Origin of the sequence: Prevotella sp. P5-64, from assembly GCF_002251285.1 — a bacterium.
Classification (GTDB): domain Bacteria; phylum Bacteroidota; class Bacteroidia; order Bacteroidales; family Bacteroidaceae; genus Prevotella.
In genome coordinates this window covers 24,124-49,205 of the sequence record NZ_NPJK01000065.1, presented here as the reverse complement: position 1 = coordinate 49,205, position 25,082 = coordinate 24,124, and the positions used below count along the sequence as shown (strand labels likewise).

Annotated in this window: 21 protein-coding genes; 7 read left to right on the top strand and 14 right to left on the bottom strand. The window is 54.9% G+C overall.

Annotated features, from left to right (window positions below):
• The first annotated feature begins 11 nt into the window (after positions 1-11).
• On the top strand, positions 12-3,476 hold the full coding sequence (gene mfd / locus CIK87_RS12075; RefSeq protein ID WP_094387388.1) for a transcription-repair coupling factor: 3,465 nt from the start codon (positions 12-14) through the stop codon (positions 3,474-3,476).
• 6 nt (positions 3,477-3,482) lie between these two features.
• Positions 3,483-4,931, top strand: coding sequence for a sodium:solute symporter (locus CIK87_RS12070; RefSeq protein WP_094387387.1), 1,449 nt, complete (start codon positions 3,483-3,485; stop codon positions 4,929-4,931).
• Between the two features lie 482 nt (positions 4,932-5,413).
• On the opposite strand, the gene CIK87_RS12065 is transcribed toward CIK87_RS12070, so the two are convergent.
• The 7 genes from CIK87_RS12065 to CIK87_RS12035 all read right to left on the bottom strand — a co-directional run bounded on the left by CIK87_RS12065 (position 5,414) and on the right by CIK87_RS12035 (position 11,828).
• The gene (locus CIK87_RS12065; RefSeq protein WP_094387386.1) at positions 5,414-6,925 is read right to left on the bottom strand and encodes a glycoside hydrolase family 28 protein; all 1,512 of its coding nucleotides are present in this window, start codon (positions 6,923-6,925) and stop codon (positions 5,414-5,416) included.
• Positions 6,926-6,949: 24 nt separating this feature from the next.
• Entirely contained in the window at positions 6,950-7,606 is a 657-nt protein-coding gene (locus tag CIK87_RS12060; RefSeq protein ID WP_094387385.1) for a glycosyl hydrolase family 28 protein, read from the bottom strand.
• 19 nt (positions 7,607-7,625) lie between these two features.
• Entirely contained in the window at positions 7,626-9,110 is a 1,485-nt protein-coding gene (locus tag CIK87_RS12055) for a glycoside hydrolase family 28 protein (protein WP_094387384.1), read from the bottom strand.
• 268 nt (positions 9,111-9,378) lie between these two features.
• Entirely contained in the window at positions 9,379-9,645 is a 267-nt protein-coding gene (locus tag CIK87_RS12050; RefSeq protein WP_094387383.1) for a helix-turn-helix transcriptional regulator, read from the bottom strand.
• A gap of 10 nt (positions 9,646-9,655) precedes the next feature.
• Entirely contained in the window at positions 9,656-10,132 is a 477-nt protein-coding gene (locus CIK87_RS12045) for a hypothetical protein (protein WP_022309917.1), read from the bottom strand.
• A gap of 207 nt (positions 10,133-10,339) precedes the next feature.
• A complete protein-coding gene (trxB, locus tag CIK87_RS12040) occupies positions 10,340-11,269 on the bottom strand; it encodes a thioredoxin-disulfide reductase (protein ID WP_094387382.1) in 930 nt (309 codons plus the stop codon).
• A 4-nt stretch (positions 11,270-11,273) separates the two neighbouring features.
• Positions 11,274-11,828 carry a glutathione peroxidase gene (locus CIK87_RS12035; protein ID WP_094387381.1) on the bottom strand — a complete coding sequence of 185 codons (555 nt, stop codon included), beginning with the start codon at positions 11,826-11,828 and terminating at the stop codon, positions 11,274-11,276.
• A 218-nt stretch (positions 11,829-12,046) separates the two neighbouring features.
• Between CIK87_RS12035 and CIK87_RS12030 the strand changes: the two genes are divergently transcribed.
• Positions 12,047-12,811 (top strand): hypothetical protein, encoded by a 765-nt coding sequence (locus tag CIK87_RS12030; protein WP_022309914.1) that lies wholly within the window; start codon positions 12,047-12,049, stop codon positions 12,809-12,811.
• 444 nt (positions 12,812-13,255) lie between these two features.
• On the opposite strand, the gene CIK87_RS12020 is transcribed toward CIK87_RS12030, so the two are convergent.
• From CIK87_RS12020 to CIK87_RS12000, 5 genes are all read right to left on the bottom strand, one after another.
• Positions 13,256-14,158, bottom strand: a complete 903-nt coding sequence (locus tag CIK87_RS12020; protein ID WP_158216253.1) for a DNA/RNA non-specific endonuclease — start codon at positions 14,156-14,158, stop codon at positions 13,256-13,258.
• 109 nt (positions 14,159-14,267) lie between these two features.
• Positions 14,268-14,519 carry a type B 50S ribosomal protein L31 gene (locus CIK87_RS12015; protein ID WP_022309912.1) on the bottom strand — a complete coding sequence of 84 codons (252 nt, stop codon included), beginning with the start codon at positions 14,517-14,519 and terminating at the stop codon, positions 14,268-14,270.
• A 337-nt stretch (positions 14,520-14,856) separates the two neighbouring features.
• Positions 14,857-16,590, bottom strand: coding sequence for a hypothetical protein (locus tag CIK87_RS12010; protein WP_144008218.1), 1,734 nt, complete (start codon positions 16,588-16,590; stop codon positions 14,857-14,859).
• A 31-nt stretch (positions 16,591-16,621) separates the two neighbouring features.
• A complete protein-coding gene (locus tag CIK87_RS12005) occupies positions 16,622-17,836 on the bottom strand; it encodes a DUF5689 domain-containing protein (protein ID WP_254046557.1) in 1,215 nt (404 codons plus the stop codon).
• A 23-nt stretch (positions 17,837-17,859) separates the two neighbouring features.
• Positions 17,860-20,427 (bottom strand): TonB-dependent receptor, encoded by a 2,568-nt coding sequence (locus CIK87_RS12000; protein ID WP_094387375.1) that lies wholly within the window; start codon positions 20,425-20,427, stop codon positions 17,860-17,862.
• Between the two features lie 147 nt (positions 20,428-20,574).
• Between CIK87_RS12000 and CIK87_RS11995 the strand changes: the two genes are divergently transcribed.
• The 3 genes from CIK87_RS11995 to udk all read left to right on the top strand — a co-directional run bounded on the left by CIK87_RS11995 (position 20,575) and on the right by udk (position 22,930).
• A complete protein-coding gene (locus CIK87_RS11995; protein WP_094387374.1) occupies positions 20,575-21,621 on the top strand; it encodes an endonuclease/exonuclease/phosphatase family protein in 1,047 nt (348 codons plus the stop codon).
• A gap of 3 nt (positions 21,622-21,624) precedes the next feature.
• Positions 21,625-22,233: a uracil-DNA glycosylase family protein gene (locus CIK87_RS11990; RefSeq protein ID WP_094387373.1), complete on the top strand. Its 609-nt coding sequence runs from the start codon at positions 21,625-21,627 to the stop codon at positions 22,231-22,233.
• 73 nt (positions 22,234-22,306) lie between these two features.
• Positions 22,307-22,930 carry a uridine kinase gene (gene udk, locus CIK87_RS11985; protein ID WP_022309906.1) on the top strand — a complete coding sequence of 208 codons (624 nt, stop codon included), beginning with the start codon at positions 22,307-22,309 and terminating at the stop codon, positions 22,928-22,930.
• A 91-nt stretch (positions 22,931-23,021) separates the two neighbouring features.
• Here the strand turns inward: udk and CIK87_RS11980 are convergent, their stop codons facing one another.
• Positions 23,022-23,609 carry a DUF308 domain-containing protein gene (locus CIK87_RS11980; RefSeq protein ID WP_094387372.1) on the bottom strand — a complete coding sequence of 196 codons (588 nt, stop codon included), beginning with the start codon at positions 23,607-23,609 and terminating at the stop codon, positions 23,022-23,024.
• An 89-nt stretch (positions 23,610-23,698) separates the two neighbouring features.
• On the opposite strand from CIK87_RS11980, the gene CIK87_RS11975 reads away from it, so the two are divergent.
• Positions 23,699-24,205, top strand: coding sequence for a histidine phosphatase family protein (locus tag CIK87_RS11975; protein ID WP_094387371.1), 507 nt, complete (start codon positions 23,699-23,701; stop codon positions 24,203-24,205).
• 246 nt (positions 24,206-24,451) lie between these two features.
• Here CIK87_RS11975 and CIK87_RS11970 read toward each other — a convergent pair whose 3' ends face one another.
• Positions 24,452-24,826, bottom strand: a complete 375-nt coding sequence (locus CIK87_RS11970; protein ID WP_022309903.1) for a hypothetical protein — start codon at positions 24,824-24,826, stop codon at positions 24,452-24,454.
• Positions 24,827-25,082 lie beyond the last annotated feature (256 nt).

The window sequence follows — 25,082 nt, the reverse complement described above, 5'->3', positions numbered from 1 at the left end:
ATTTCACGCCTATGACGATAGAAGATTTAAGCAGACTCTACGGAGCGTGCCCGCAAGCGGGTACGCTCGTTAAGGTTTTGGCCGAACCTGCCACCCGCCATATCTATATACAAGGTGCACAGGCGTCGGCCACGCCTTTGCTCTTTGCCTCGGTGGCCGACAGAGTGGCCGTCCCCGTGGTCTTTATCCTCCCCGATGCCGACGAGGCGGGCTATTTCTACCACGACCTTACTCAGATTATGGGCCAGGAGCGCGTGCTCTTTTTCCCCTCGAGCTACCGGCGCTCCGTGCGCCACGGCCAGCGCGATGCCGCCAACGAGATACTGCGCACCGAGGTGCTCGGCCGTCTCAGCTCGCGCAGCAGTGGCGACGTGCTCTATGTGGTCACCCACCCCGAGGCTCTGGCCGAGATGGTGGCGTCGCAGCAGAACATCGACGACCACCGCATCCATCTCACCACGGGTCAGACCATCGACATCACCGATGTCGCCCATCGCCTGCGCGACCTGGGGTTCGAGATGGTCGACTATGTCTATGAGCCAGGTCAGTACGCCCAGCGCGGCAGCATCATCGACATCTATTCCTACTCGAGCGAGTATCCCTACCGCGTCGACTTCTTCGGCGACGAGATTGATACCATCCGTACCTTTGAGGTCGAGGACCAGTTGTCCAAGGACCGCAAGTCCGAGATAGACATCCTGCCCGAACTTGCCCAGACTGCCACCGAGCGCGTGTCCTTCCTGCAGTTCGTTCCCGACGATACGCTGCTCGTTGCCCCCGACTTCGACTACGTGGGCAGCGTGGTGGCGCGCGTTTATAGCGAGGGTTTCTCCTCCCAGGCTCTCACCGAGCGGCTTGAGGGCGCCACCGAGATGGAGCGCCAGCAGATAGAGCGCGAGATGCGGCGCGAGTGGGCTCTCTGTCCGCCGTCGCAGTACGACACCCTTCAGGCACGCCTCCGCCATGTGTGGTTTGGCATGAATGTGGGCGCCCATGCCGACGCCCAGTCTGGCGCCACGGCTACCATCGCCATGAACATCACCCCGCAACCCCTCTTCCATAAGAATTTCGACCTCCTGCGCCAGTCGCTCGAAGACTATCTGCTCCAGGGCTACCGCCTCTTTATCCTTGCCGACAGCGCCAAGCAGCAACAGCGTCTGCGCGAAATCTTCGCCGAGATGGGCAGCGACCGCGAGCGCTCCCACCTTGACGCCCAGCGCACCGGCATCGACTTCGAGGGCGTCGACAAGGCCCTCCATAGCGGTTTTGCCGACAATGCGCTGCGCATCTGCTGCTTCACCGACCACCAGATATTCGACCGTTTCCACAAGTACAGCCTCCGCAGCGACCGCGCCCGTTCCGGCAAGATGGCGCTTACCATGAAGGAACTCTACGAGCTTGAGCCTGGCGACTTCATTGTCCATGTCGACCTCGGCATCGGCAAGTTTGGCGGCCTGGTGCGCGTGCCCGTGGGCGACAGTTATCAGGAGGTGATACGCATCATCTACCAGCACAACGACAAGGTCGATGTCTCCATCCACTCGCTCTATAAAATCAGCAAGTACCGCCGCCAGGACACCGGAGACCCACCCCGCCTCTCCACGTTGGGCACCGGCGCCTGGGACCGTCTCAAGGAGCGCACCAAGAAGCGCATCAAGGATATTGCCCGTGACCTCATCAAGCTCTATGCCCGTCGCCGTCACGAGAAGGGCTTCCCCTTCAGCGCCGACTCCTTCATGCAGCACGAGCTCGAGGCCAGCTTCCTCTACGAAGATACCCCCGACCAGCTGCGAGCCACCCAGGAGGTGAAGGCCGATATGGAGCGTGCCCGCCCCATGGACCGCCTCGTCTGCGGAGATGTGGGCTTCGGCAAGACCGAGGTCGCCGTGCGCGCTGCCTTTAAGGCCGCGTGCGACTCTAAGCAAGTGGCGGTAATGGTACCTACCACCGTGCTTGCCTTCCAGCACTACCAGACCTTCCGCAACCGTCTGAAGAACTTCCCCGTGCGCGTAGACTATCTCAGCCGTGCCCGCACGGCGCGCCAGACCACCCAGGTGCTGAAAGACCTGGCCGACGGCAAGATAGACATCCTCGTGGGCACCCACAAGCTCATCAGCAAGACCGTCAAGTGGAAAGACCTGGGTCTGCTCATCATCGACGAGGAGCAGAAGTTTGGCGTCTCGACCAAGGAGAAGCTGCGCACCATGAAGACCAATGTCGATACGCTCACCATGTCGGCCACCCCCATTCCCCGCACCCTGCAGTTCTCGCTCATGGGTGCTCGCGACATGAGTGTGATGCGCACACCGCCGCCCAACCGTTATCCCGTGCATACCGAGGTCGACACCTATGGCCACGAGGTCATCGCCGAAGCCATCAACTTTGAGATGAGCCGCAACGGACAGGTGTTCTTCGTCAACGACCGCATCTCCAATCTGCCCGAGATAGCCAACCTCATCCACAAGTATGTGCCCGACTGCCGTGTGGCTATCGGCCACGGCCAGATGCCGCCCGACGAGCTCGAGCAGGTCATCATGGGATTTATCAACTACGACTACGACGTGCTGCTCTCTACCACCATCGTCGAGAACGGCATCGATATATCCAATGCCAATACCATCATCATCAACGATGCCCACCGCTTTGGTCTCTCAGACCTGCACCAGATGCGCGGAAGGGTAGGCCGAAGCAACCGCAAGGCCTTCTGCTATCTGCTGGCTCCCCCCAAATCGCTGCTCAAGCCCGACGCGCGCCGCCGGCTTGAAGCGCTTGAGAATTTCTCTGAACTGGGCAGTGGTTTCAACCTCGCCATGCAAGACCTGGATATCCGCGGCGCCGGCAATCTGCTGGGTGCCGAGCAGAGCGGTTTCATGGAGGACCTTGGGTATGAAATGTATCAGAAGATACTTTCCCAGGCGGTCACCGAACTCAAGAACGATGAGTTCCAGGACATCTATGCCGACGAGATGGCTGCCGGCCGCGACATCAGCGGCGAGTTTGTCGACGACTGTGCCGTGGAGAGCGACCTCGAGATGTACTTCCCCGACACCTATGTGCCCGGCTCGAGCGAGAGGATGCTGCTCTACCGCGAGCTCGACAACATTACCGACGACCGCGAGCTCGACGCTTATCGCCAGAGGCTCATCGACCGCTTCGGACCCATCCCCCACGAGGGCGAGGAGCTCTTGCAGGTCGTGGCGTTGCGCCGGCTGGGCAAGCGGCTTGGCTTCGAGAAGATTATCCTGCGTCAGGGCCGCATGACGCTTCAGTTTGTGGGCAACCCAGACAGCGTCTACTACAAGAGCACTGCCTTTGGCAAAGCCATCAACTACATGGCTGCCAACCCGCGGCGCTGCGAGCTCAAGGAGGTCAAGGGCCGACGGCTCATGCACGTGGCGCAGATAGCCACCGTGGGCGATGCCGTGGCTCTGCTGCGCGAGATAGACAGCCAGACGCCCACCTCATTCAACGCTTGACACATTATGATTATACTCTTTTCGGTCTTGATCTATTTCGGGCTGCTGCTGGCCTTCAGCCGGCTCACCACGCGCGGCTCGAGCAATGACACATTCTTTCGCGCCAACCGCCGTTCGCCCTGGTACATGGTGGCGTTTGGCATGGTGGGCGCCTCCATCTCCGGCGTTACCTTTGTCTCAGTACCCGGCATGGTGGGCGCCAGCGACATGACCTATCTGCAGACCTGCATGGGCTTTATCCTGGGCTACATTGTCGTGGCTTTTGTGCTGTTGCCCATCTACTACCGCTACGACCTCACCACCATCTACACCTACCTCAGTCTGAGGCTGGGGCGCTGCTCCTACCTCTCCGGGGCTTCGTTCTTCCTGCTGTCCAAGATGACCGGCGCCGCCGCCCGTTTCTATGTGGTGTGCATCATCCTCCAGGAGTTTGTCTTCGACAGCATGGGCATACCCTTCTACATCACCGTGCCGCTGCTGGTGGTGCCGATATGGCTCTACACGCGCCGTGGCGGAGTGAAGACACTGGTGTGGACCGATACGTTCCAGACCCTCTGCATGTTTGCCGCCCTGATACTCATCATCGTCCATGTCACCGATGCCCTCGACATGAGCCTCGGCCAGGCGATGGGCGCTGTGATGGACAGCGGCCACAGCCGCGTGTTTGTCTTCGACGACTGGGTGTCGCGGCAGAACTTCTGGAAGCAGTTCTTCAGCGGCGTGTTCATCGTGGTGGTGATGACCGGACTCGACCAGGACATGATGCAGAAGAACCTGACCTGCAAGACGCTGCGCGAGGCGCAGAAGGACATGTGCAGCTATGGCGTGGCGTTTCTGCCCGCCAATGCGCTGTTTCTCTCCCTGGGCGTGCTGCTCATGATGCTTGCCCAGCGCACGGGCGTCGATGCCTCGGGCGACCAGCTGCTGCCTGCCTTTGCCGCCTCGGGAGAGCTGGGCATGGCGGTGGTCGTGTTCTTCACCATCGGCATCGTGGCGGCGTCGTTCTCCAGTGCCGACTCGGCCCTCACCTCGCTTACCACCTCGTTCTGCGTAGACATACGCGGGCGGGCCAACGACGAGCGCCTGCGCCATCGTGTCCACGTGGGTATGGCTGTGGTCTTTGCCCTCTTCATCCTGCTCTTCCGCGTGTTCAACAACACCAGTCTGCTCGACGCCATCTATGTCATGTGTTCCTATACCTATGGTCCGCTGCTCGGCATGTTTGGCTTTGCGCTGCTCACCCGCCGCACGGTGCGCGACCGCTGGGTGCCCTATATTGCCGTCGCCTCGCCCCTCATCTGCTTTGGCATAGACACCGCCACCACCGCCCTCTGCGGATATCACTTCGGCTACGAGCTGCTGATGCTCAATGGCCTACTCACCTTTGCCGGCATGTGGGCGGTGAGCCGCAAGGGCGACGCCCAACCTCACCCCACGACCGGGCTGCAAGCATAGACCAGCCTTACTGCCACAGGCAACGGCCTTACCATAACCAGGGCTGGACTTCTCACATGGAGTCCAGCCCTCTTCTTTGCCGCAGCCTCGGTCGCAGCCAGCACCGTCTCCGTCTCGGTCAGATGCACCGATGTGCTGATGGTCTTTGGCGGCTCGTATCGTATGTCACGTGAGTACGCGTCGGAAGTCACGGGCCCACGTAACATACGATACGAGCCTACGTAACATAAGGCACGCAGCAGCCATGGTGGTGAATGTGGTGGCTGTCAATAGCTTTTGCGGGTGTGGCGATGTCCTCTCGTATTGCTGTGGGTTGTGCGGTGGTCTGGCAGTATTGCTTGTGCCGGTCTGTCAGTGGCGTCGGAAGGTGGCAGGGCTTGCCGCCGCGACCGCGATGGGGCAGGGCAGTGGTGCGAAAACAAAAGTCAGCCATTCTCCCGTTGCCGGGCGGATGGCTGACTGCTTGTAGCTATGGTCTTAAGTTACTTCTTAATTTGCTTGGAGTTATGGGCGAATATCTGCTGTTTCTTTCCGGCTTTTGGCTCGGCCACCTTGATTTTGGTGAATGAGCCGCGGTTTACGTCGTCGAGGACGATGGCTGGGCGGTAGTCGGCCTTGCGGGCGGTAAGGCGCACGTTGCGGAAGGTCACTCCGTCGGCGTGGCGCACGTAGAAGCCCCAGGCGGGCAGCTCCTTGTGCTGGGAGAACTCAGGATAGGCGCGAGGCATCTCGGGCACCTTGTCGAGTTCGTCGGTTCCCACGCGGGCGTAGTTGGGGTCGCCTCCGCCGGGGTAGACTATCTCCACATTCTCGATGCTCACATTGGTGATGTGGTTGTTCTCAAGTCCTACGATGGCCGAGGGCGAGATGTTGCGTGGGTTGTCCTCGGTAGGACCCTCATACTCGTATCCGGCATCGGGCTTGGTGCCGGGCACCTCGGCATATACGTTGGAGATATGCACATTGTCCATACGGCTGCGGCCGGGCTTGTTGGTGTCGTCGTTGACCTCGATGAGTTCATGGGCATCGCCACGCCGCTGGCCCACAACGAGATAGATGGGGTTGCCGGTGTTGATGGAGCGCAGACTGTCTACGATGATGTTCTCCACGTGTCCGCCGTCGACAGCCTGTATGGTGATGGCCGAGCGGAAGGTGTCGAAGATGGTGTTGTTGACGATGCGTATGTTCTTGAAGCCGCCTACCGATGCGGTGCCAAACTTGATGCCGCTGGCGCTCGAGCAAGCCTTGTTGTTGCGCACGGTGATGTTCTGGCAGAGGCTCTTGGCATCGTGCGACTTGAGGCAGATGGCGTCGTCGGTGGCGTCGACGTAGCAGTTCTGGATTAGCGCTCCGTTGCAGTCTACGATGTCCATACCGTCGTTGTTCCAATAGGCGCGGCTGTGCACGGTGATGCCGTCGATGACGAGGTTGGTGCACTGGTCGTAGGTCTGGGTCCAAAAGGCTGGGTTCTGCAGCGTAATGTCCTTGACGGTGACATGGTTGCACTCACGGAAATAGATGAGCTTTGGGCGGTTGGCCACGCGGCCCAGCTTGAGCGGGTCGTTGATGATGCCGTTGCACGCCTGAGCCAGGAAGTTGTTGGCGAGCGCGCGGCCCTGTCCCTCGATTACTCCCTTGCCGGTGATGGCTATGTTGTCTTGCTTGTTGGCGAGGATGAGTCCGTACCAAGAGTTGAGCTCCATGTCGTAGTCGTAGGGATTGGTCGACCCCACGAGTATGGCGCCTTCGCTGAGATGCAGGGTGACGTTGGACCTCATGTGGATGCTGCCTGTGAGGTAGCGGCCTACGGTGAATACGAGTCTGCCACCGCCCTGCTGTGCGATATAGTCTATCGCCTTCTGGATGGAGCGGGTGTTCATGGTGGTTCCGTCGCTCTTGATGCCGAAGAGGGTCATCTGGTAGTCTTTGGCGGCGACGTTGGTGGCAGCGAGGGTCATCAGCGCTGCCAGTATCAAATGTCTTATCTTGCTCATAGTTTTATGCTGTTGGGTAGTAGGTTAATAACGGGGCTGTGTAAGACAGTCTTTGACAGTCATCTTTCCACACTCCTTGGCCTCATAGAGAGGCATGGCGGCGTCGGAGAGACCCAGGGTCACGGCTGTGACCTGGACATTGTGGCAGTGGTCAAACTGCAGTGGCGGGCAGGCATAGTTCTGTAGGGTGACGCCGCTTGTCTGCACGCCTTTGCAGCGGTCGAGGGCGACGAGGGTTGGTACCTCGGCATTGGCGTCGGCGTATCCGCGAGCGGTCTGCTCGGCTATATCGGCGGAGAGCGCACGGCTGTTGCCATCGATGATGCCCTTGCCGGTGATGGCTATGTCGTGCTGCCCCTGGGCATGGATGAGTGCGCGGCGGGGGCTGCCCTTATGGTCGTAGACCGAGGGGGAGGCCACGAGCACGGCTCCTTCGTGTATCACGAGGGTTACGCCCGATTTGAGTTCGATGCTTCCGGTGAGGTAGCGGCCTACATAGAAGACGAGGCGTCCGCCGCCTTGGGCAGAGATATAGTCTATGGCATGCTGTATGGATCGGGTGTTGTTGGTCACTCCGTCGCTCTTCACGCCGAAGGCTACAGCCTGATAGTCTTTGGCCATGGCCGAGATGGAAGTCAGGGCCAGCAGGGTGGCGCAGAGCAGAGTCTTTATCTTGTTCATAATAGTTATGGTTTAGGTGTTACTTGTTGCGTGTAGAGTGGTATAGCACTTCCTGTACCTTGCCCTTGCTGTCGGGCTCTATGTACTGCATGTCTTTCAGGGTCAGCCCCTTGACGTCGTCGGCTACGATGGCCGGACGGTAGTCGTGCTTGAGCGCCCGGAAGACGATGTTGTCGAAGGTGACATTCTCGGCATGGCGCAGATAGAAGCCCCATGCAGGCAGTTCCTTGAACTGGGAGAACTCGGGGTAAGACTTAATCATCTCGGGGATGCTGTCGAGGTCTTTGGCCGTGGTGCCGCGGTAGGCGAAGAGCGGGTTGCCGCCGCCGGGGGTGACTATCTCGATGTTCTGCAGCGTCACGTTCTTGATTTTGCAGGTGGGGATGCCCACTATACTGGCCGGCGAGATGTTGCGCGGCATATCCTCTACCGGTCCTTCATAGCTGTAGCCAGCGTCGGGCTTGAAAGAGGGTATCTCAGCATAGACATTGCGGATGGTAATGTTGCTCATGGATGGGCGCTTGCCCTTGTTCCATCGCTCGCCGGTACGCAGGAAGATTACGTTGCCGGTGTTGATGGACCGCACGCCATCGACCTCGATATTGTCGATGATACCTCCATCGACAGTAGCGAAGGTGATGGCAGAGCGATACGTGTTATAGATGGTAAGATTCTTGACTTTGAAGTTGCGGAAACCTCCGCGTGATACGGTGCCAAACTTCAGACCGTTGGCACTGGAGCGGCCCACACAGTCTTCGACCACCACGTTCTGGCAGATGTGGTCGGCAGAGTGGGACTTGAAGCAGAACACGTCGTCGGCAGCGTCGATGGTGCAGTGGCGTATCACCACGCCGTCGCAGTCTACGACGTCGATGCCATCGTTGTTCCAGTACGACTTGCTGTCTACGGTGATGCCCTCGACCAGCAGATTGCGGCACTGGTCGTAGGTCTGGTTCCAGCTGGCGGGGTCGCGCAGGGTGATGCCCTCGACCACCACGTTGTCGCACTCACGGAAATAGATGTTCTGCGGGCGGTTGCCCTCATAGGGGCGGCCGTTGCGCAGCGCGTCGTCGTAGAGCCCGCGGTTGATGATATCCACCTGGTTGTAGGCGGTCTGTGCGCCCTGTCCGTTGATGGTTCCCTTGCCACGGATGGCGATGTTCTTCTGTCCGAAGGCAAAGATGAGCGACTGCCAGTTGACCACGGGACTCTTGTCATAGTCCCAGGGATTGGTAGAGCCCAGCAGTTCGGCGCCGTTTTCAAGCATCAGCGTGACATCAGACTTCAGATAGATGGTGCCCGTAAGGTAACGGCCCGGCGTAAACACCAGGTTGCCGCCTCCGTGGCTGCTCACGTGGTCGATGGCATGCTGGATGATGTTGGTGTTGAGCGTGATGCCGTCGGCTTTGGCTCCGAAGTCGGTAACGCGATAGTCCCCGGCATTGGCTGTGACGCTCAGGAGTGTGCAGAGCACACAGAGCAGACTTTTAGTAATAGTTCTCATGTCGTAGATAGTTATGTTTCTCGCAGCAACATGGCCGCGAGTGGTGATTGTTAGATTTCTTTACGTCTACAAAATTAACAATAATCGCCTTCTCATGTGTGTGATTTTTGATATTTGCCCCCCGCTATTTGTTTCCCATCACGCAAATTCCCCCGACACTGACCGCTGAGCCAGAGTCGGGGGAAACAGCTATATATATTATAATAAGGTGTACGTCTCAGCCAACCCTATCGGTTGAGATAGCGCTCGGCCTCGAGCGTATTTGGTTTCATCGTACGATGGAAATCAGTTTGCAGCCCAGTGCAGTCTCTATCTTCGCTATGGTCTGCATGGTGAAGTTGTGTCTGCCCGTCAACCATTTGGATACTTCAGAATCTCGCTTGTGCAGCAAGTGGGCAAAATCCTTCTGAGTGAGGTTCTTGCTTTTTAGAACTTCGCTGATGCGCTCTGCTATTCCAAAGGAAAGGTCAAATTCTGCTTTCTGCTCAGCTGGTATAGCGGTGAGGCACTGTCTGAACAATTCATTCTGTATCATAAGCTGTATGTTATATTTCAAAAGTAGCACTTTGAATATCGGTTATCATATTTTTCTCAATGGTAACTTTGCCTGACTTTTGTGCTTTGACAAGCACCCTGTCAAATGTCTGCAAGTCCATCACATAACCGCTTAGTTTCTCATCCTCTTGATATGTGCGTGTGTTCTTGATGCCGCCGTTGCCAAGTATGAGAATTTGGTCAGATATGCGTAGACAGTAGAGTCGCAGTCTGCGTGAGTCGATAGCCAAGGCTTTGACATTGTCGTTCATTCTGCCTTCATTACGGAAAAAACGTTCAAGGGCACCTTTGTCAATGATCTTGGATAAAGCCATAAGGATAACATTAAAATCCTTGTTATATGTGGCATTATCCTTAAATTCAATCAGGAACTTTTCGAACTCGCTTTCTTCACTTCCGTCGAAACAGATAGAGAACATGCCTACGTTATCATTCTGCTCTATGGTTTTTAATGAAATTGTCGTCATAGTCGTATGGGTTCTTGTTGCTGCAAAGGTAAGTATAATTTCTTATTTAATTCACTTTTGAGTGAATAATTTGTGCTTTTGGCTATAAATAATCACCTATATAACACACAATTCACCACTTGCTTCAATCAAGAAGCATGTGGTGAATTGTGTAGATATTGCAGATGGAATGTCAGATACAGTATCTGTAACCAGTCTCAGCCAACCCTATCGGTTGAGATAGCGCTCGGCCTCGAGCGCGGCCTTGCATCCGCTGCCGGCGGCTACGATGGCCTGACGGTAGGTGGGGTCGGCACAGTCGCCGGCGGCAAAGACGCCTTCGACATTGGTGCATGGCGAGGCACCGAGGGTCTTGATGTATCCCTGCTCGTCCATGTCTATCTGTCCGCGGAACTCGTCGGTGTTGGGCTTATGGCCGATGGCGAGGAAAAAGCCGTCTATGGGCAGATCGTAGTGACGCTCATCGGCTTCGCCACGTCGTGCCACCAGGTGGGCACCCTCTACGCCGTTGTCGCCATAGAGTCCTTCGGTGTTGTGCTCGTAGAGGATTTCTATCTTTGGATTTTCCTCGACGCGGCGGCGCATGATGTCAGAAGCGCGGAGGTAGGGCTTGCGCACTATCATATAGACCTTGGTGCAGAGGTTGGCCAGATAGGATGCCTCTTCGCAGGCGGTGTCGCCGCCGCCCACTACAGCCACCACCTTCTTGCGGTAGAAGAAGCCGTCGCAGGTGGCACATGCCGACACACCCATGCCGTTGTACTTCTGCTCATCGGGCAGACCCAGGTATTTGGCGCTGGCGCCGGTGGCTATGATGATGGTGTCGGCCTCTATCTGAGTGCCGTCGTCGATGGTCACGATGTAGGGACGCTTGGACAGGTCGGCTGCCGTCACCACGCCGTCGCGGATGTCGGCACCGAATCGCTCGGCCTGCTCGCGCAGTTCCATCATCATCTGGTTGGCATCGACGCCTTCAGGATAGCCGGGGAAGTTTTCGACGATGGTGGTCTGGGTGAGCTGACCACCCGTCTGCAGACCGCAATACTCGATGGGCTGCAGATTGGCGCGGCCGGCGTAGATGGCGGCTGTATAGCCGGCGGGGCCGCTGCCGATGATGAGACATTTGGTATGTTCCACGTTGTTATTGGGCTAAGAGTTTTTCTATTTCCTTGCTGATGTTGTCGAGGCTTTCGGTGGGCTCGAAGCGGGCTACCACCATACCGCGCTTGTTGATGAGGAACTTGGTGAAGTTCCACTTGATATCGCTCTTCTGCTTGTAGTCAGGGTCGGCCTCGCTGAGCATCTTGTCGAGGACTGGGGTGAGGGGATGGCTCTCGTCCCAGCCGGCAAAACCGCGCTGCTCCTGCAGAAAACGGAAGAGAGGGTCGGCATCGTCGCCGTTGACCTTGACCTTCTTGAAACGGGGGAAGTCGGTGCCGTAGGTGAGTTTGCAGAAATTGTGGATAGACTCATCGGTACCGGGGGCCTGCTGGCCAAACTGGTTGCAGGGGAAATCGAGGATTTCAAAGCCCTGGGTGTGATATTTCTGATAGAGGGCTTCGAGTTCCTCATACTGAGGAGTAAAGCCACACTTGGTAGCGGTGTTTACTATGAGGAGCACTTCGTTGGCATACTCGCGCAGCGATACCTCCTTGCCTTTTCTGTCTTTGACAGCAAAATCGAAAACGGTTTTCATCTTGTTTACTATAAATATCAGTTATATGGCGACAAAGTTACTTATTTCTCACGAGACGGAGAAGGCGTAAAGCAGAGATTTTTAGATTATTTAGGGTTTTCCCCACAAAGTGTAGGGATAAGCCCACCAAAGAATATCCATTTTCCATTGGCATTGTCAGGATATAATGCTAATTTTGCAGCATAACAATAAGCAATAACAACTAAAAATATACGATTATGAAAAAGTTAGCAACCTTGATGACAGCCGTGGTGCTGGTGATGATGTCGGCGACGATGGTGTCGTGTGGCGAGAGCGACGACTATGACTACTATTTCGACCTCGACAGAGCTTTGACTGAGTATTTCAACCGTTATGGTGACTTCGGTACCGACGACCGTACCACTGCCGACTGGTTTGACCACTATTATCCCTACGCTTCGGACTATGACTACCGCTCGTTTATCAATGCGGTAAATGCCGACATAAACAACTCGCGCACCACCATGGCGCGCTATCTCAACGGCGAATGGGAGGGCCCGCTGCGCATGTACTTCAAGAACCAGGCCGGGCAGACCGTGTATACCGACTATCAGGTGATATGGCACTTTGAGCTCAGTGCCTCGTCAGACGTCAAGGGCCGCGGCACGGAGTATCGCTACAACGAGGACGAGGGCGAGACGCGCACCAATTTCTCTTGGTGTGTCAACGGATATGGCGGCATTGAAATCTCCTACGACCCCAGCCAGTCGGGCCAAGACCCTGTCAATATGCTCATCGCCTACAACAATCTGGACAAGCTGAGCACCACGCACTTCAAGGGTACGAGCGTGGGTGTGAACATCGAAGAGGAAGACGACTTCAACCTGACCAAGCGACTGCCACAGCGCGTCAAGGGCGAGACCACCGCAGTGGCCGCAGGCAAGACCTTCGGTGGCAAGAAGGCCGATGGCAAGACCGCTCCCATGGAGCGCAACATCACGATAAAGAACGGACACAGATAGACCACTGCAGACCACGACGACCAGGGCGGCCATCCCGATGATGAGGGATAGCCGCCCTGTCTGTTGTTAGGGACTGCGGGAAGAAACGCAGCCGCCATACCGACAGTGACAGCTGTCACGGGTAGAGCAACAGTCGTTATGCTGATAGCAGTCGGGGCTGTGGACTATCAGCCGGCGGAAGAGGAAAACACTGGGATGGTGGTGCTGAAAGTGGATGCAAACCGTGAAATGGTGAAATCGCGGTGCGCAATAATCCTGTCAAGCCATGAACTGATGAAATCAAACCCCGCAACGAGGTCGTTTGCGGTCGCCATGCAGAATGGCTCGTAGGCCAACCGGGCGGGAGGGATGGCGGGGAAGAAAACGGCAAGCGCTCCTTCGCCGGCATGGTGCCTGGGCGAAGGAGCGCTAATGGTTATGTCTGTCCGTAGGGGCAGGGGAGTATCAGAGTCCCCAACTGATGGGGCTAATCTTGCCCTCTACGCGGTTTTCGATATCGTCGGGCAGATTGCAGAAGAAGTCGATGCCGGTAAGGTTCTGGAGTTCCTTGACGGTGATGGCATGGTCCTTGACGGCCGATGTGTCCACCTTCTTCTGGTGCTCTACCCAGAGCGCAATAGCCTTGTATTCGGAGCCCGTCTTCATGAGCAGCGCCATGTAGAAGTACTTGGGCACGATGAGTTGGCCCTTGACGCGCTCCATAATCTGGCTTTCCTTGTCGATGGTTCCGCCTTTGCACACGAAGAGGGTGTCACCGTCCTTGAGCGATTCGGCCTTCTTGCGCACCCAGCTCTCCATACGCACCCAAATGCCCTCATAATTCTGTCCGGCATTGAAGTCGTAGTGCTGGGGTTGGATGTTGCTGTAGTAGAATGTAGTGTGGTTGGCTTCGCGCGAGTATTGGATGTCGGCAGAGGCAATCAGGTGGCCACGGGTGTAGCCCGAGCGGGTGTACATCGCATTGGTGTCGCTGAAGCGCATGGCTGTGGGCAGGTTGGGGTCTTCCTCGAAATCTCCCACGCGACCTGCGCCGCCCTTGATGGTCTTGTTGGTCATGGCACAACACGACCAGCGGTTGGACCTCTTCTTGTAGTCCCACTCGCAAGAGTAGCTCACATCCTGCGCACCCGATGTGTGATGGACGAGAACGATGCTGTTTTCGCTTGCCAGCTTGGGAAACTCCAAGCGGGTAATCTCTTTGGGGGTCATCGATGTGGGGATATTGCGGTTGGTGTTGACCACCTTGTTCTGTTCCTGACCTGGGTCAGACGGTCCGTCATCTCCGCCACATGCGACAAGCGTCAGCATGATGACAGCCGCAGAAAGAAAGGAAAGGAATTTGTTCATTGTTATAAAGTTAATAGATAGAAATGGCATGAAAAAAAGTGCTGTCTAACGCATATGCAACTACGTTAGAACGCACTTTAGCATGGAATGAATATATTCGAAAGATATATTACTTCTTCAGCTTACCGTAGCGGTTCATGAAGCGGTCAACGCGACCTGCGGTGTCAACAAGCTTGCTCTTACCTGTGTAGAAGGGGTGAGAGGTGCTTGAGATTTCAATCTTTACCACTGGATAAGTCTCGCCTTCAAACTCTACTGTATCATTAGTCTTGCATGTAGACTTTGTAAGGAACATATCGCCGTTGGACATATCCTTGAATACGACGGGGCGATAGTTTTCTGGGTGAATACCTTGTTTCATTTCGTTTATTGTTATTTGTTTATAAATTGTCCGAATACGTTACGGAGTGCAAAATTACTGCTTTTTCGCTTAACTGCCAAATGTTTCGGGATATTTTTTGTCTCCGAGGGTGATAATTGGCGTGGCTATGGGTGCGTGGGCGTCGAAGAGGGTGGCGCAGACTGTTGCAGCGGGCGCCATGGGCAAGGGCTCCTGGTGCATGACGGCTCTGGCAGAGGCACCGGTGGTCCCCACTGATTCGGCATGGCTCCTATATATATAATAAGGTGTAAACAAAATATCCCGTATCATCGCTGAGGACGATACGGGATATGGTATGATTCAGGATGCTGTGTCCTTACTTGGCAAATGTGATTTGCATAGACTTGATGCGCAGCTGCTTGGGCTGACCTGTACCCTCGGCAGCGTCGGTGATGGTCACCTTGGCTGCATTGATTTCACTGAAGGTGTAGGTAAGGTTGTTGAGAGTAGCCTTACCAGGAGAACAGGTGGCCTTGCCCTCTGCGGTGTAGTTGACACCGTTGTAAGCGTCGCACTCTACCACGATTTTGGCAATCTTCTTGCTGCCGGCGTTGATGGTAACAGAGTTGCTGGGATACATACGGATGGTACCGCCACCAGCTGTATAGTACTTAGGAGCGTTGGCGCCAGAGCCCTTGCTGAAGGAGAAGCCGATGCCGTTGACGGTCACCTCGGTCACGTCGGCAGCATTGGTGCTGGAGATGTCGCCAGCCTTGATGGTCACGTCGCTGCCAGTAGCTTCGCCGCCACCGCCTTCACCGCCGGTGCTTCCGCCATTCTTGGTCCATGAGTAGATGTAGCTGGCTCTTGAGGCAGTCTCGAGAGTACCGTTGTAGTTGGTCACCTTACCCAGGATGACTACATCGTCGCCTACGCTCAGCAGGTCGCCAGCAGTGTACTTCTCGTTGTTGAGGTAGAGAGTGCTGTAGATAATAAACTCGTTGGCAGCCTTGCCATCGTCAGAGATATTGAAGGTGGCTGTACCGAACTCTGCAGAGAAGTTGTACTTGATGCTTGAAATCTTACCCTTGATGTATACCTCTTCGGTAGAAGTCTGGCCAGACTCCAGCTTGCCGGCAAATGCCTTTGCACCCAAAGCGTTGTAGGGGTTGCCCTTGGTTCCGTCGCCCTTGGCTTCGCCAGTAGTGGTGCCACCGGTTTCGCCGCCGCCTTGGGTCTTGCCGTTGAGAGAGTAGATGTAAGATGTACCCTTGCCTACGGTCTCGGGGGTATTGCCCTTGAAGTTGACAAACTTACCATAGATGATAACCTCGTCGCCCACCTTGATCTGGTCGGCAGAAGTAAACTTCACATTGCCCAGATAGTAGCTCTGGAAGATAAGAATCTGTCCGTTCTCGGTGCCGTCGTCAGAGATATAGTAGTTGGCGTTGCCGAATGTGGCAGTCTCTACGCTGTTGATCTTGGAAATCTTACCCTTTACATAGAGGGCGTTCTCTGTGGGAACGTCGGCAGGCAGAGCGCTGACCAGCTTGAGGGCTGCAGCCACATTGTAGGGGCTCTGCAGGGTACCCTCACCTTCGGGAGTGCCGGTGGTGACAGATGACTGGCCATTGCGTACTACAATCTTGCTGCCCTGTGTCACCTCGTACTTGCCGCTGTAGTTGATGAGCTTACCCATAACTACAACTTCGTCGCCTACCTTGAGGTCGTCGGTAGAATTAACCTTGGCGCCACCGAAGCCCATGCCACGGTAAACCAAGAGCTTGTTGGAAGCGTCGGCCTTGTCAGAGATGTTGTAGGTGACATTGCCAAAAGAGTTGGGGAAACCGTCGGTCTCATCGATAGAGGTAACGATACCCTTGATGTAGAACTGCTTCTCGGGGTCGAAGTCGCCGCCGGCGATTACTGCGTTGGCAGCAGCCACATTGTAGGGAGACTCGAGTGTACCCTCACCCTCTGCGGGGAGGTCAGGATTGGTGGGGTCGGTAGATCCCTGTGGATAGCCGTAAGGCATAGGAACGTCTTCGCAGCTACAGAAGCCAAAGGCGATAGTGGCCAAGGCAAGCATTGAATAAATAAGTTTTTTCATATCTTTGTTTCTTTTATTTCTTAATGATGTGTTACTTTATGGATATAATCTTGTTGCCAGCGTTCATCTCTGGCTCGGTGCCGTAGAGGGTGAGCGTACCGGCAACGACAACCTTCTGGCCTACCTTGATCTGGTCCTCGGCGGTGAATTTCTCTCCACCGATGTTGTAACCACGGAAGACGGTGAGGTTGTTGGCGTCCTTGCCATCAACAGATATATAATATGTGGCATTGCCATAGTTGCCGGTATCGACCTCCTTGATTTTTGAGATGATGCCTGTCACATAGTACTCCTTGGTGGCTTCGTAGGCGCTCTTGGCGATGAGGCTCAGGGCGCGTGTCACGTCGATGGGTGACTCGGCTGTGCCCAGGCCAGTACCGTCGATGCCTGCAAATGGGTCGTCGGCCACAACATCGTCGAGCGAACGTATCTGGATCTGCCAGGTGTCGTTGAAGCGAGAGAAGATACCGGTAATCTTAACCTTGCCAGTGGGCAGAACGGCCTTGGCAAACTTGGCATAAGTGCTGGTACGCACTACAATCTTCTTTTCATCTAAACCCTTGAGCGTGCGGTTGGCGCAGTTGCTGGTCAGAGTCACGCTGCCGTCATCGGGAGCATAGACAGCCTTGCCGTCGGCGGCTGAGAACTCCACGCCACTGATGGTCATCAGTCGGCTGGCGTTGGCGTTGATGTAGCTTGCGTCGGCAATCTTGGTCACATCAAACTCGGTGGGAACCACCTGAGAGGGGTCGGCGGTGCCGATAATCTTGTAGTGCTGGGCCCACTCCTGACGGTTCATGCGGCCGATGCCGAGAGTACCGTTGGCGCTGGTATATACAGTACCTATCTGAGCCTTCTTGCGGTAACCGCCGATGTAGAGACCCTTGAGCTCTACGAGCACTTCCTGACCTACGGGCATGAAACCGCTGGTTCCACCCTGGCCTACGGAAACCTCGATGGCTCCAGTGGCGTCTTCGATAGAGATGGTGTTGTAGAGGTTGCTCTGAGCATCGTTTCCGGTCACGCGGCCCTTAATCTGGATGCTCTTCTCCACCTTCTTGTAAGCACCATTGGCGATGATGAACTTGAAGTCTTTGCTTTCCTTCAAGTCACCGATATTCATCACATTGGTTTCGGCAATCTGGCTGTTGCCGAAGGGGTTTTCTGTCATGTTAGGGTCTGCATAGTCGCTGCCCATACACGAAGCGAGCAGGGCGCAGAAGCAGGCGGCCAATATCTTGTTCATATATTTCATATCGCTGGTGAGTTTTAGAATTTGTATGCGATGTTCAGCAATCCGTTAGGACCAAAGGCATAGAACTTCTTGGGGTTCTTGGAGAAACGGTAAGCTCTTACCTTCTCGTTAGAGTAGTCGCTTCGGCTCTGCTCGAAACCACCGGTAACGATATCGCGGTTGTTCAGGATGTTGGTTATAGAGAAGTTGATTGAAATCTGACCCTTCTTCAGACGGATGAGACGGCCCACGCTACCATCGAGCATGAAACCACCCTTGCCTTCTTCCTGGCTGATGGCCGACTTGCGCAGATTGCCTTCGTTGTCATACACGTCACCATAGATGTTCTGACGCTTCTTGAGCGAAGACTCGTAGCGGTAGCAGGGAGAGTAAGAGAGGTAGATGCGGTCATAGTAGTTACCGTTGAGGTCGATAAACCAACCTTTCTGGTGGTAGCTCAGACCGAGGCTGAGAGCGGTGAGAGGTGTGCTGGCCTCGTGCATATCTTTATTATATACGGTCTCGGTCTCGCTGTATGCACCCTCGGTAGAGATGAGGTAGCGAGCCTGTGCGTTGTTGATGTTCTTGGCCTCGCTTACGGTTCCGAGCATGTTGATGTCGAAAGCCGAAGAGAGCTTGAACTTCAGTCCAGCCTCGACGCCATAGAATTCTTTCTTGATACCGGTCATAGACACGTAAGAGAATGAGTTGATATCGTCGAAGTAGAAGTTCTGCCACTCGCTGACGTGGTCCATACGGTTGTAGTAGGCGTTGATGTTGGCGTGCAACCAGCTGTTGTTGAACTGGTAGCCGATTTCGCTTGTCAGCACATGCTCGTCCTTGAGGTTGAGCACGAAGTCGTTGTTCATCTCAGGTGAAGCGAATGCAGCGTTGGCCTTGGGGGCGTTCCACTGATAACCCATACCTACGAGGAATGTGTGCCCGTTGCCGGCATTGTAGGTCAGGCTACCCTTGACACCACCTTCGCCGAAGCGTGCATATTCTCCCTTGCCGTAAGAGTTGTTGGCAAAGAGACCATTGCGCATGTGGCCTTCGCGGCGCATCATGACACCACCCAGGCGGCCTGCTACCATCATGTGCAGACGGCCTACAGACTTCTGGTAGTTGGCCCAGACGTTGGCCTTGTGTACGAAGATGTTGTAGTTGTAACCGAAGATGTCGCCATTGTACACCAGACGGCCCAGGTTGTTGGGACCTGCGCTGTTGAGGTCATACTGAGTCTCGTCAGAGCCGGGAGCATACTTGCCCACAGCATAGGTGTTGATGTTATGGTATGACTTGGCACCCAGCAGGTCTTCCATGGTCTGGTAGTGGTGACCGTTGTTGGTCGAGAGTACCAGTCCCACGTTCCACGAAGCGTTCTTGCTCTGCTTGGCAGCCAGAGTAGAAGCCAGTGTGAGTGTGGCGTTGTCTATGTTCTTGGCTTGGATGAAGTAGAGGGCGTCGGCGCCGTTCTTTGATACCTGACTGTTGGCATAGTAGAGCTGGTTCCAGTTGATTTGCTGGTTGATAGGGTTCTGCCAGCTGTCATAAGCCTGCTTCCAGTTGTTGGCAGCCGACTCCGTGCGATAAGCGCTGTACAGAGGGTCGTCGCCCCATACATAGAAGTATGAGCTGGGCAGATTCTTCCAGTAGTCAGGATGGGGGTTGTCAGCATTGTTGTAGTTCAGTCGGGTACTCTTGTACATACCGTAGCGTCCAAATACGGTAGTGGTGAGCTTCATGTCCTTGTTGATGTCCCAGTCCCAGGTGAGTACTGCCGAGGGAGAGTATTCTGTCACCACGCGTGAGTTGCGCACATGGCCGTTCTGATAACCCCAATAGGAGTTATAGTAGCGGTTGTCAGTGAGCCAGTATACCTCATCAGTAGCACAACCCTGTGCGCCACGTTCAGTGGGGTTACCCCATGTGGCAAACGACAGAGAGTGGTTGTCGCCTAAGAGCTTTTGGACGCCGAAGAAGTAAGACAGGGCATTGTAGAATGTACCCTCTACATATCCGCGCTTGGCCCAACGATAGGTGAGGCTTGCAGATACAGCCCAACCGTTCTTGTTGAAGCCTGAGTTGTAATTGTACATTCCGCGGAAGTTGTAGTTGCGGTTGGCTGCCGATACGGTTGCTCTATGGCCTGCTGCCATGTTGCCCGAACGGAAGTCGTAGTTGTTGCTGCCGGCCATTGAAGGCATGCCAAACTGGCAGTCCTCAAAGGGAAGAGCAAAATCTACGTTCTTGGTCTGCTGGTTGAGACCGCCAATCTGAGAGTAACGGAACTGTCCCGATTCCATGTCGTTGACAGGAGCGCCATTGATGTAAATCTCATTGTAGCTCTGGTTTAACGCACGGTAGCGGAATCTTACGGGTGAGAACAGATATCCCACGCCGCTGGCATAGAGGTTGGAGTTGGAGTTGAGGATGCTGATATTCTGTGTCATATCATCATCGTCTCCCAACTGTGCCTCTGTGAATGTGAATGCCGATTCGTCTATGGGCTTGGTGGTCTGCTTCTCGCCTGAGGGCGTTTGGGCGAAGGCCAACGGAGCATAGCACAGGGCAATCACTGCCAATTTAAGCTTTCTTTGCATAGTTGAATATATTTATAATTATGTGTTATATGTTTGCAAAGTAACTAAATATATTTGTAATGGAAAAGTTTTTTCAAATAAAAATCTATGAAAATGGGCATTATGTCAATAATAATTCCGATATTTGCAGAAAATAACTAAAAAAAGATGAAAAGATACTTGTTTTTGGCCGTGATGGCATGTATGATTTGCCTCATGAGTTCAGCTCAGAAGAAGCTGTTGGTTTACGGAGTTGGCTTCTACAATCAGGAGAACCTCTTTGACACCATCCATGATGAAGGCAAACGCGATTTTGAATTTCTTCCCAATGGAAGTTACCGTTGGGACGGCTTGAAATATTCGCATAAACTGAAGAATATGTCCAAGGCGCTTGCCGATATGGGTACCGACATGCTCCCCAATGTGGGTTGCGCCATTATCGGAGTGAGCGAGGTCGAGAATGCCCGTGTGCTTACAGACCTCTGTGCCCAAGAGCCGCTCAAGGCGCGTAATATGCAGTTCTGCCACATCGAGGGCCCCGACAAGCGAGGTGTAGACTGTGCGTTGCTCTACAATCCCGCGCTCTTCAAGGTCAATGATGTGAAGCTCCATCCCTATGTGACCGAACAGGAGAAGGACAAGAAATTCATTACCCGTGGTTTCCTCACCGTCAAGGGCGAACTTGCCGACGAGCCGGTGGTGGTTATCGTGGCCCACTTGCCCAGCCGCTTCTCTACCTCTTACTATCGTGAGCTCGGAGCCCGCCAGATGCGCGTCATCAAGGACTCGCTGCTCCGCGAGAATCCCGCCTACAAGTTCTTTATCATGGGCGATATGAACGACGACCCCTTCGACAAGAGTATGGTCGACGGTCTGGGTGCCCGAGCCGACAAGGACAAGGTGGGACCTGGCGAGATGTACAGCCCATGGATCAATATCCACAAGCAGGGTAAAGGCACCCTCTTCTATGGTGGCTCGTGGAATCTCTTCGACCAGATTATCATGACCCCCAATCTGCTCATGCCCAAGGATGCCAACGACCCCGACGCCGGCATGCTCAAGTATCGCAAGGCCCAAATCTTCCGCCGCGACTATCTCTTCCAGAGCACCGGTAAGTATAAGGGCGCTCCCAAGCGAACCACCGCTGGAGGCGTATGGCTTGACGGCTATTCAGACCACTTGCCCGTTGTGGTGTATCTCTCCAAGCAGAAGTAAATTATGGATGTCGAGACACATCCTTTTCTACCTTTTCTCCCTGCCAATGCACGCTTGCTGATGCTTGGCACATTCCCCCCTGCGCCCCGTCGTTGGTGTATGGATTGGTATTATCCCAATTACACCAACGATATGTGGCGCATTTTCGGTCTCCATTTCTTTGGCGACAAGATGCACTTTGTCGATGAGGCCAGGCACACCTTCCGCCTGACCGAGTTGCAGACCTTCCTGTCCTCCCTCGGTGTGGCCATCTACGATACGGCTGTCCGGGTGAGACGCACCAAGGGCACTGCTTCCGACAAGGACCTTGACATCGTAGAGCCAGCCGACCTCGATGCGCTCCTCGACGCTCTGCCCCAGTGTCGGGCTGTGCTCACGGCAGGGCAGCTTGCCACTCAGGTTTTTTCCTCCCACTTCCACATCACCGCCCAGCCCGCCATGGGCCAGTCGGTGCCCTTCAGCTATGCCGGGCGCGAACTGATGCTCTACCGGCAGCCCAGCAGCAGTAGGGCCTATCCCATGAAGGTGGAGCTGAAGACCGAGTATTACAGCCGCATGTTCGACGAGCTGTTTGGCGATGACGTCGCAGCGGCCCGTGCTGATACAGAATAAGAAAATGATGGGGTGGGGCGTTGCCGCGACCTTTGGGCTGGCGATGGTCTTACCCCTTGTAAAACAAACAATAATGAATAGCGAAGTAACCATTATCGGTATTGCCGGCGGAACAGGCTCGGGCAAGACCACTGTAGTGAAGAAAATCGTTGAGGCTCTGCCGCCCCATTATGTGGCTGTGGTGCCGCTCGATTCGTATTATAATGAAAACAAAGGCATGAGCGATGAAGAGCGCCATGCCATCAACTTTGACCACCCCGATGCTTTCGACTGGAAGCTGCTCATCAGCCATGTCAACGAGCTGCGCCATGGCCGTGCCGTAGAGCAGCCCACCTACTCCTACATCATCTGCAACCGTCTGCCAGAGACCATCCATGTCGAGCCCAAGAAGGTAATCATCATCGAGGGTATCATGACGCTCATCAACAAGAAGTTGCGCGACATGATGGACCTCAAGATATTTGTCGATGCCGACCCCGACGAGCGACTCATCCGCAACATCCAGCGCGACACCATCGACCGCGGCCGTACCGTGTCCATGGTTGTCGACCGCTATCTCTCGGTGCTCAAGCCCATGCACGAGCAGTTTATCGAGCCTACCAAGCGCTTTGCCGACATCATCATCCCACAGGGTGGAGAGAACGCCAAGGGCATCGGCATCATCTGCGACTATATCCAGGGTATCGTAGAGCGCTGATATCTCCTGCACCGCTGCGATGACGCTTGCTTACGACAGCGTCGGCGTGTCACTCAGCGTTATCGGCTGGCGCGTCGGCGCTGTCGGAGTTTCAGCGGTCCATCATCTGTTTGTAGGCGCGCCGGGCGGCGTGGGCCTTGAGCGTGTTGACCGACTCGCTCACGCCGTAGACCACCATCGCCCAACCTATGATGATGAGCGGAGCCGAGGCTATCCATTCGGGCCGTATCAGTGCGGTCAGACCTATGAGCATCACCACCGAGGGCACCACCCAGTAGAACAGCCCTATGCGCACAATTTGCCGTATGTGGGCCAGACCGATAAACTGGTTGGCTGCAGCCATAATCAGGATGAGGGCGAAGATATAGGTGATGCTTGTAATGAATGTGGTGGGCATCAGCGCCAGTATCACTCCCAGCGCCATGCTGCCCAACCCTACGACGGGGAATACGGGGCGGTAGAGGTTGAGTCGGTTGCCGTCGGTGTCATACATAATCATGCCCTTTTCGGGTTTGCGGTAGGCGTAGTAGGTTGTCACCGAGAACACGCCAGACAGGAAGAACATCACGCCTATCAGTATGGTTATCCATCTTACCGTCTCTTCGTGAAACGTGATGAGCAGCAGACCCACGATGATGGCGACGAGCGCGCGGAACTGCGAACTTAGCAGATTTTTCATTAATTTGTAGCAATTATCATTTTCTGCTGCAAAAGTACAAACAATCATTGGGTCATGCAATTATTTTGACCACAAATTATATTATGACTATGACAACATTATATCTTGTACGCCACGGCGAAACCGTCGACAATGCCCGCCAAATCATGCAGGGGCAGACCCAGGGCGAACTCAATGCCACCGGCATCAGCCAGGCTGAGGCGCTGCGCGACAAGCTCAGCGACATCCACATCGACGCCTTCGTCTCCAGCGACCTCTACCGCTCCATCCAGACCTGCCGCATCCTCGCCCAGGGGCTCCAGGTGCCTATGGTGGAGACCCCGCTGCTGCGCGAGCGCGACTGGGGCGACTTCACCGGCGAGTACATCCCCTCGCTTGCCGACCGCGAGTGGCCCGCCAATGTCGAGTCGGCTGAGCGGTTGCTCGCCCGTGCCCGCAACTTCCTCACCTGGGTGCGGGTCACTTATCCCGACCAGGTGGTGGTGGCTGTGGGTCACGGTATCATCAACAAGGCCATACAGAGCGTGTATCATCAGCGCCCCATGAGCCAGATCATGAAGATGACCAATGCCGAGATGCGGGTGCTGATGCTCTGACCGCGGCGGCGCCATGCCGCTCTGCCGGTCGCCCTGATGGCCTGCAGTGCCGTTGTCAGCTGCTTCTGCCGGTCTGCTTGCCGTGTTGGCTGGTTCGTAACAATAATCACGAGGGCTCGTGTCGTAAGATACGAGCCCTCGTGACATTTGATACGAGCTCGCGTTTCTTATGATACGAGCCGGCAGTGATGGTAATAATCTGTGTGTAAGTGGCTTCCGGCTTCCTGGAGATGTCCTCCGTTCCGATTAGTTTATGCCGTATTTGGTGTACATCTGCTGAAACACGTGGCTTTCTTCATTGGCTTCGATGCAGTCGTTGCCCACGTAGTCGATGATCTGGTCATTCACCTCGCATTTGGCATCGCCGATGAAGCGGTACACCACCCGGTTGTTCTCCTTGTAGAAGTGGGGCAGCAGGGCGCCGTTTATCATATCCATCATGGGGTTCATGCTCACGCCGAAGTCGATGTGGTCGTCGTAGATTACGATGCGTGCCGTTGGGTTCTCGGTGAGCAATATGCCATATTCGATGGCCAGCGACAGATACATACATGCCGCTCTTGTAATGCTCTTGACAGACTTGTCAATCGTGATATTCAGATTATCCAGTTGGTCGTACATACTTTTGAGTTGTTTTTTAGTGTTTGTCAATGTCAGTCTCTGGTTTTTTCCCTTAATCTCCGCCCGCAGTAGTCAGTACGGCGCGGAGTCAGTCTTTGTTCCGCCATCGCATGGATGTCGGCTTTCATTGTTTGATGATTACAAATTTACTCATAAAGCCGCTTCTCAGCAAGAAAACCTTCATGCGCGTGAACCTATCTATCATTTTTAGCTATATAAAAAGCAGGAATATGATAAATATGTGCATGCTTGTCAT

Excerpts from the sequence above, each read along its gene's own strand:
- mfd (WP_094387388.1), top strand. The coding sequence starts at position 12 with ATGACGATAGAAGATTTAAGCAGACTCTACGGAGCGTGCCCGCAAGCG.
- CIK87_RS12070 (WP_094387387.1), top strand. The coding sequence starts at position 3,483 with ATGATTATACTCTTTTCGGTCTTGATCTATTTCGGGCTGCTGCTGGCC.
- CIK87_RS12065 (WP_094387386.1), bottom strand. The coding sequence starts at position 6,925 with ATGAGCAAGATAAGACATTTGATACTGGCAGCGCTGATGACCCTCGCT.
- CIK87_RS12060 (WP_094387385.1), bottom strand. The coding sequence starts at position 7,606 with ATGAACAAGATAAAGACTCTGCTCTGCGCCACCCTGCTGGCCCTGACT.
- CIK87_RS12055 (WP_094387384.1), bottom strand. The coding sequence starts at position 9,110 with ATGAGAACTATTACTAAAAGTCTGCTCTGTGTGCTCTGCACACTCCTG.
- CIK87_RS12050 (WP_094387383.1), bottom strand. The coding sequence starts at position 9,645 with ATGATACAGAATGAATTGTTCAGACAGTGCCTCACCGCTATACCAGCT.
- CIK87_RS12045 (WP_022309917.1), bottom strand. The coding sequence starts at position 10,132 with ATGACGACAATTTCATTAAAAACCATAGAGCAGAATGATAACGTAGGC.
- CIK87_RS12035 (WP_094387381.1), bottom strand. The coding sequence starts at position 11,828 with ATGAAAACCGTTTTCGATTTTGCTGTCAAAGACAGAAAAGGCAAGGAG.
- CIK87_RS12030 (WP_022309914.1), top strand. The coding sequence starts at position 12,047 with ATGAAAAAGTTAGCAACCTTGATGACAGCCGTGGTGCTGGTGATGATG.
- CIK87_RS12020 (WP_158216253.1), bottom strand. The coding sequence starts at position 14,158 with ATGAACAAATTCCTTTCCTTTCTTTCTGCGGCTGTCATCATGCTGACG.
- CIK87_RS12015 (WP_022309912.1), bottom strand. The coding sequence starts at position 14,519 with ATGAAACAAGGTATTCACCCAGAAAACTATCGCCCCGTCGTATTCAAG.
- CIK87_RS12010 (WP_144008218.1), bottom strand. The coding sequence starts at position 16,590 with ATGAAAAAACTTATTTATTCAATGCTTGCCTTGGCCACTATCGCCTTT.
- CIK87_RS12005 (WP_254046557.1), bottom strand. The coding sequence starts at position 17,836 with ATGAACAAGATATTGGCCGCCTGCTTCTGCGCCCTGCTCGCTTCGTGT.
- CIK87_RS12000 (WP_094387375.1), bottom strand. The coding sequence starts at position 20,427 with ATGCAAAGAAAGCTTAAATTGGCAGTGATTGCCCTGTGCTATGCTCCG.
- CIK87_RS11995 (WP_094387374.1), top strand. The coding sequence starts at position 20,575 with ATGAAAAGATACTTGTTTTTGGCCGTGATGGCATGTATGATTTGCCTC.
- CIK87_RS11990 (WP_094387373.1), top strand. The coding sequence starts at position 21,625 with ATGGATGTCGAGACACATCCTTTTCTACCTTTTCTCCCTGCCAATGCA.
- udk (WP_022309906.1), top strand. The coding sequence starts at position 22,307 with ATGAATAGCGAAGTAACCATTATCGGTATTGCCGGCGGAACAGGCTCG.
- CIK87_RS11980 (WP_094387372.1), bottom strand. The coding sequence starts at position 23,609 with ATGAAAAATCTGCTAAGTTCGCAGTTCCGCGCGCTCGTCGCCATCATC.
- CIK87_RS11975 (WP_094387371.1), top strand. The coding sequence starts at position 23,699 with ATGACAACATTATATCTTGTACGCCACGGCGAAACCGTCGACAATGCC.
- CIK87_RS11970 (WP_022309903.1), bottom strand. The coding sequence starts at position 24,826 with ATGTACGACCAACTGGATAATCTGAATATCACGATTGACAAGTCTGTC.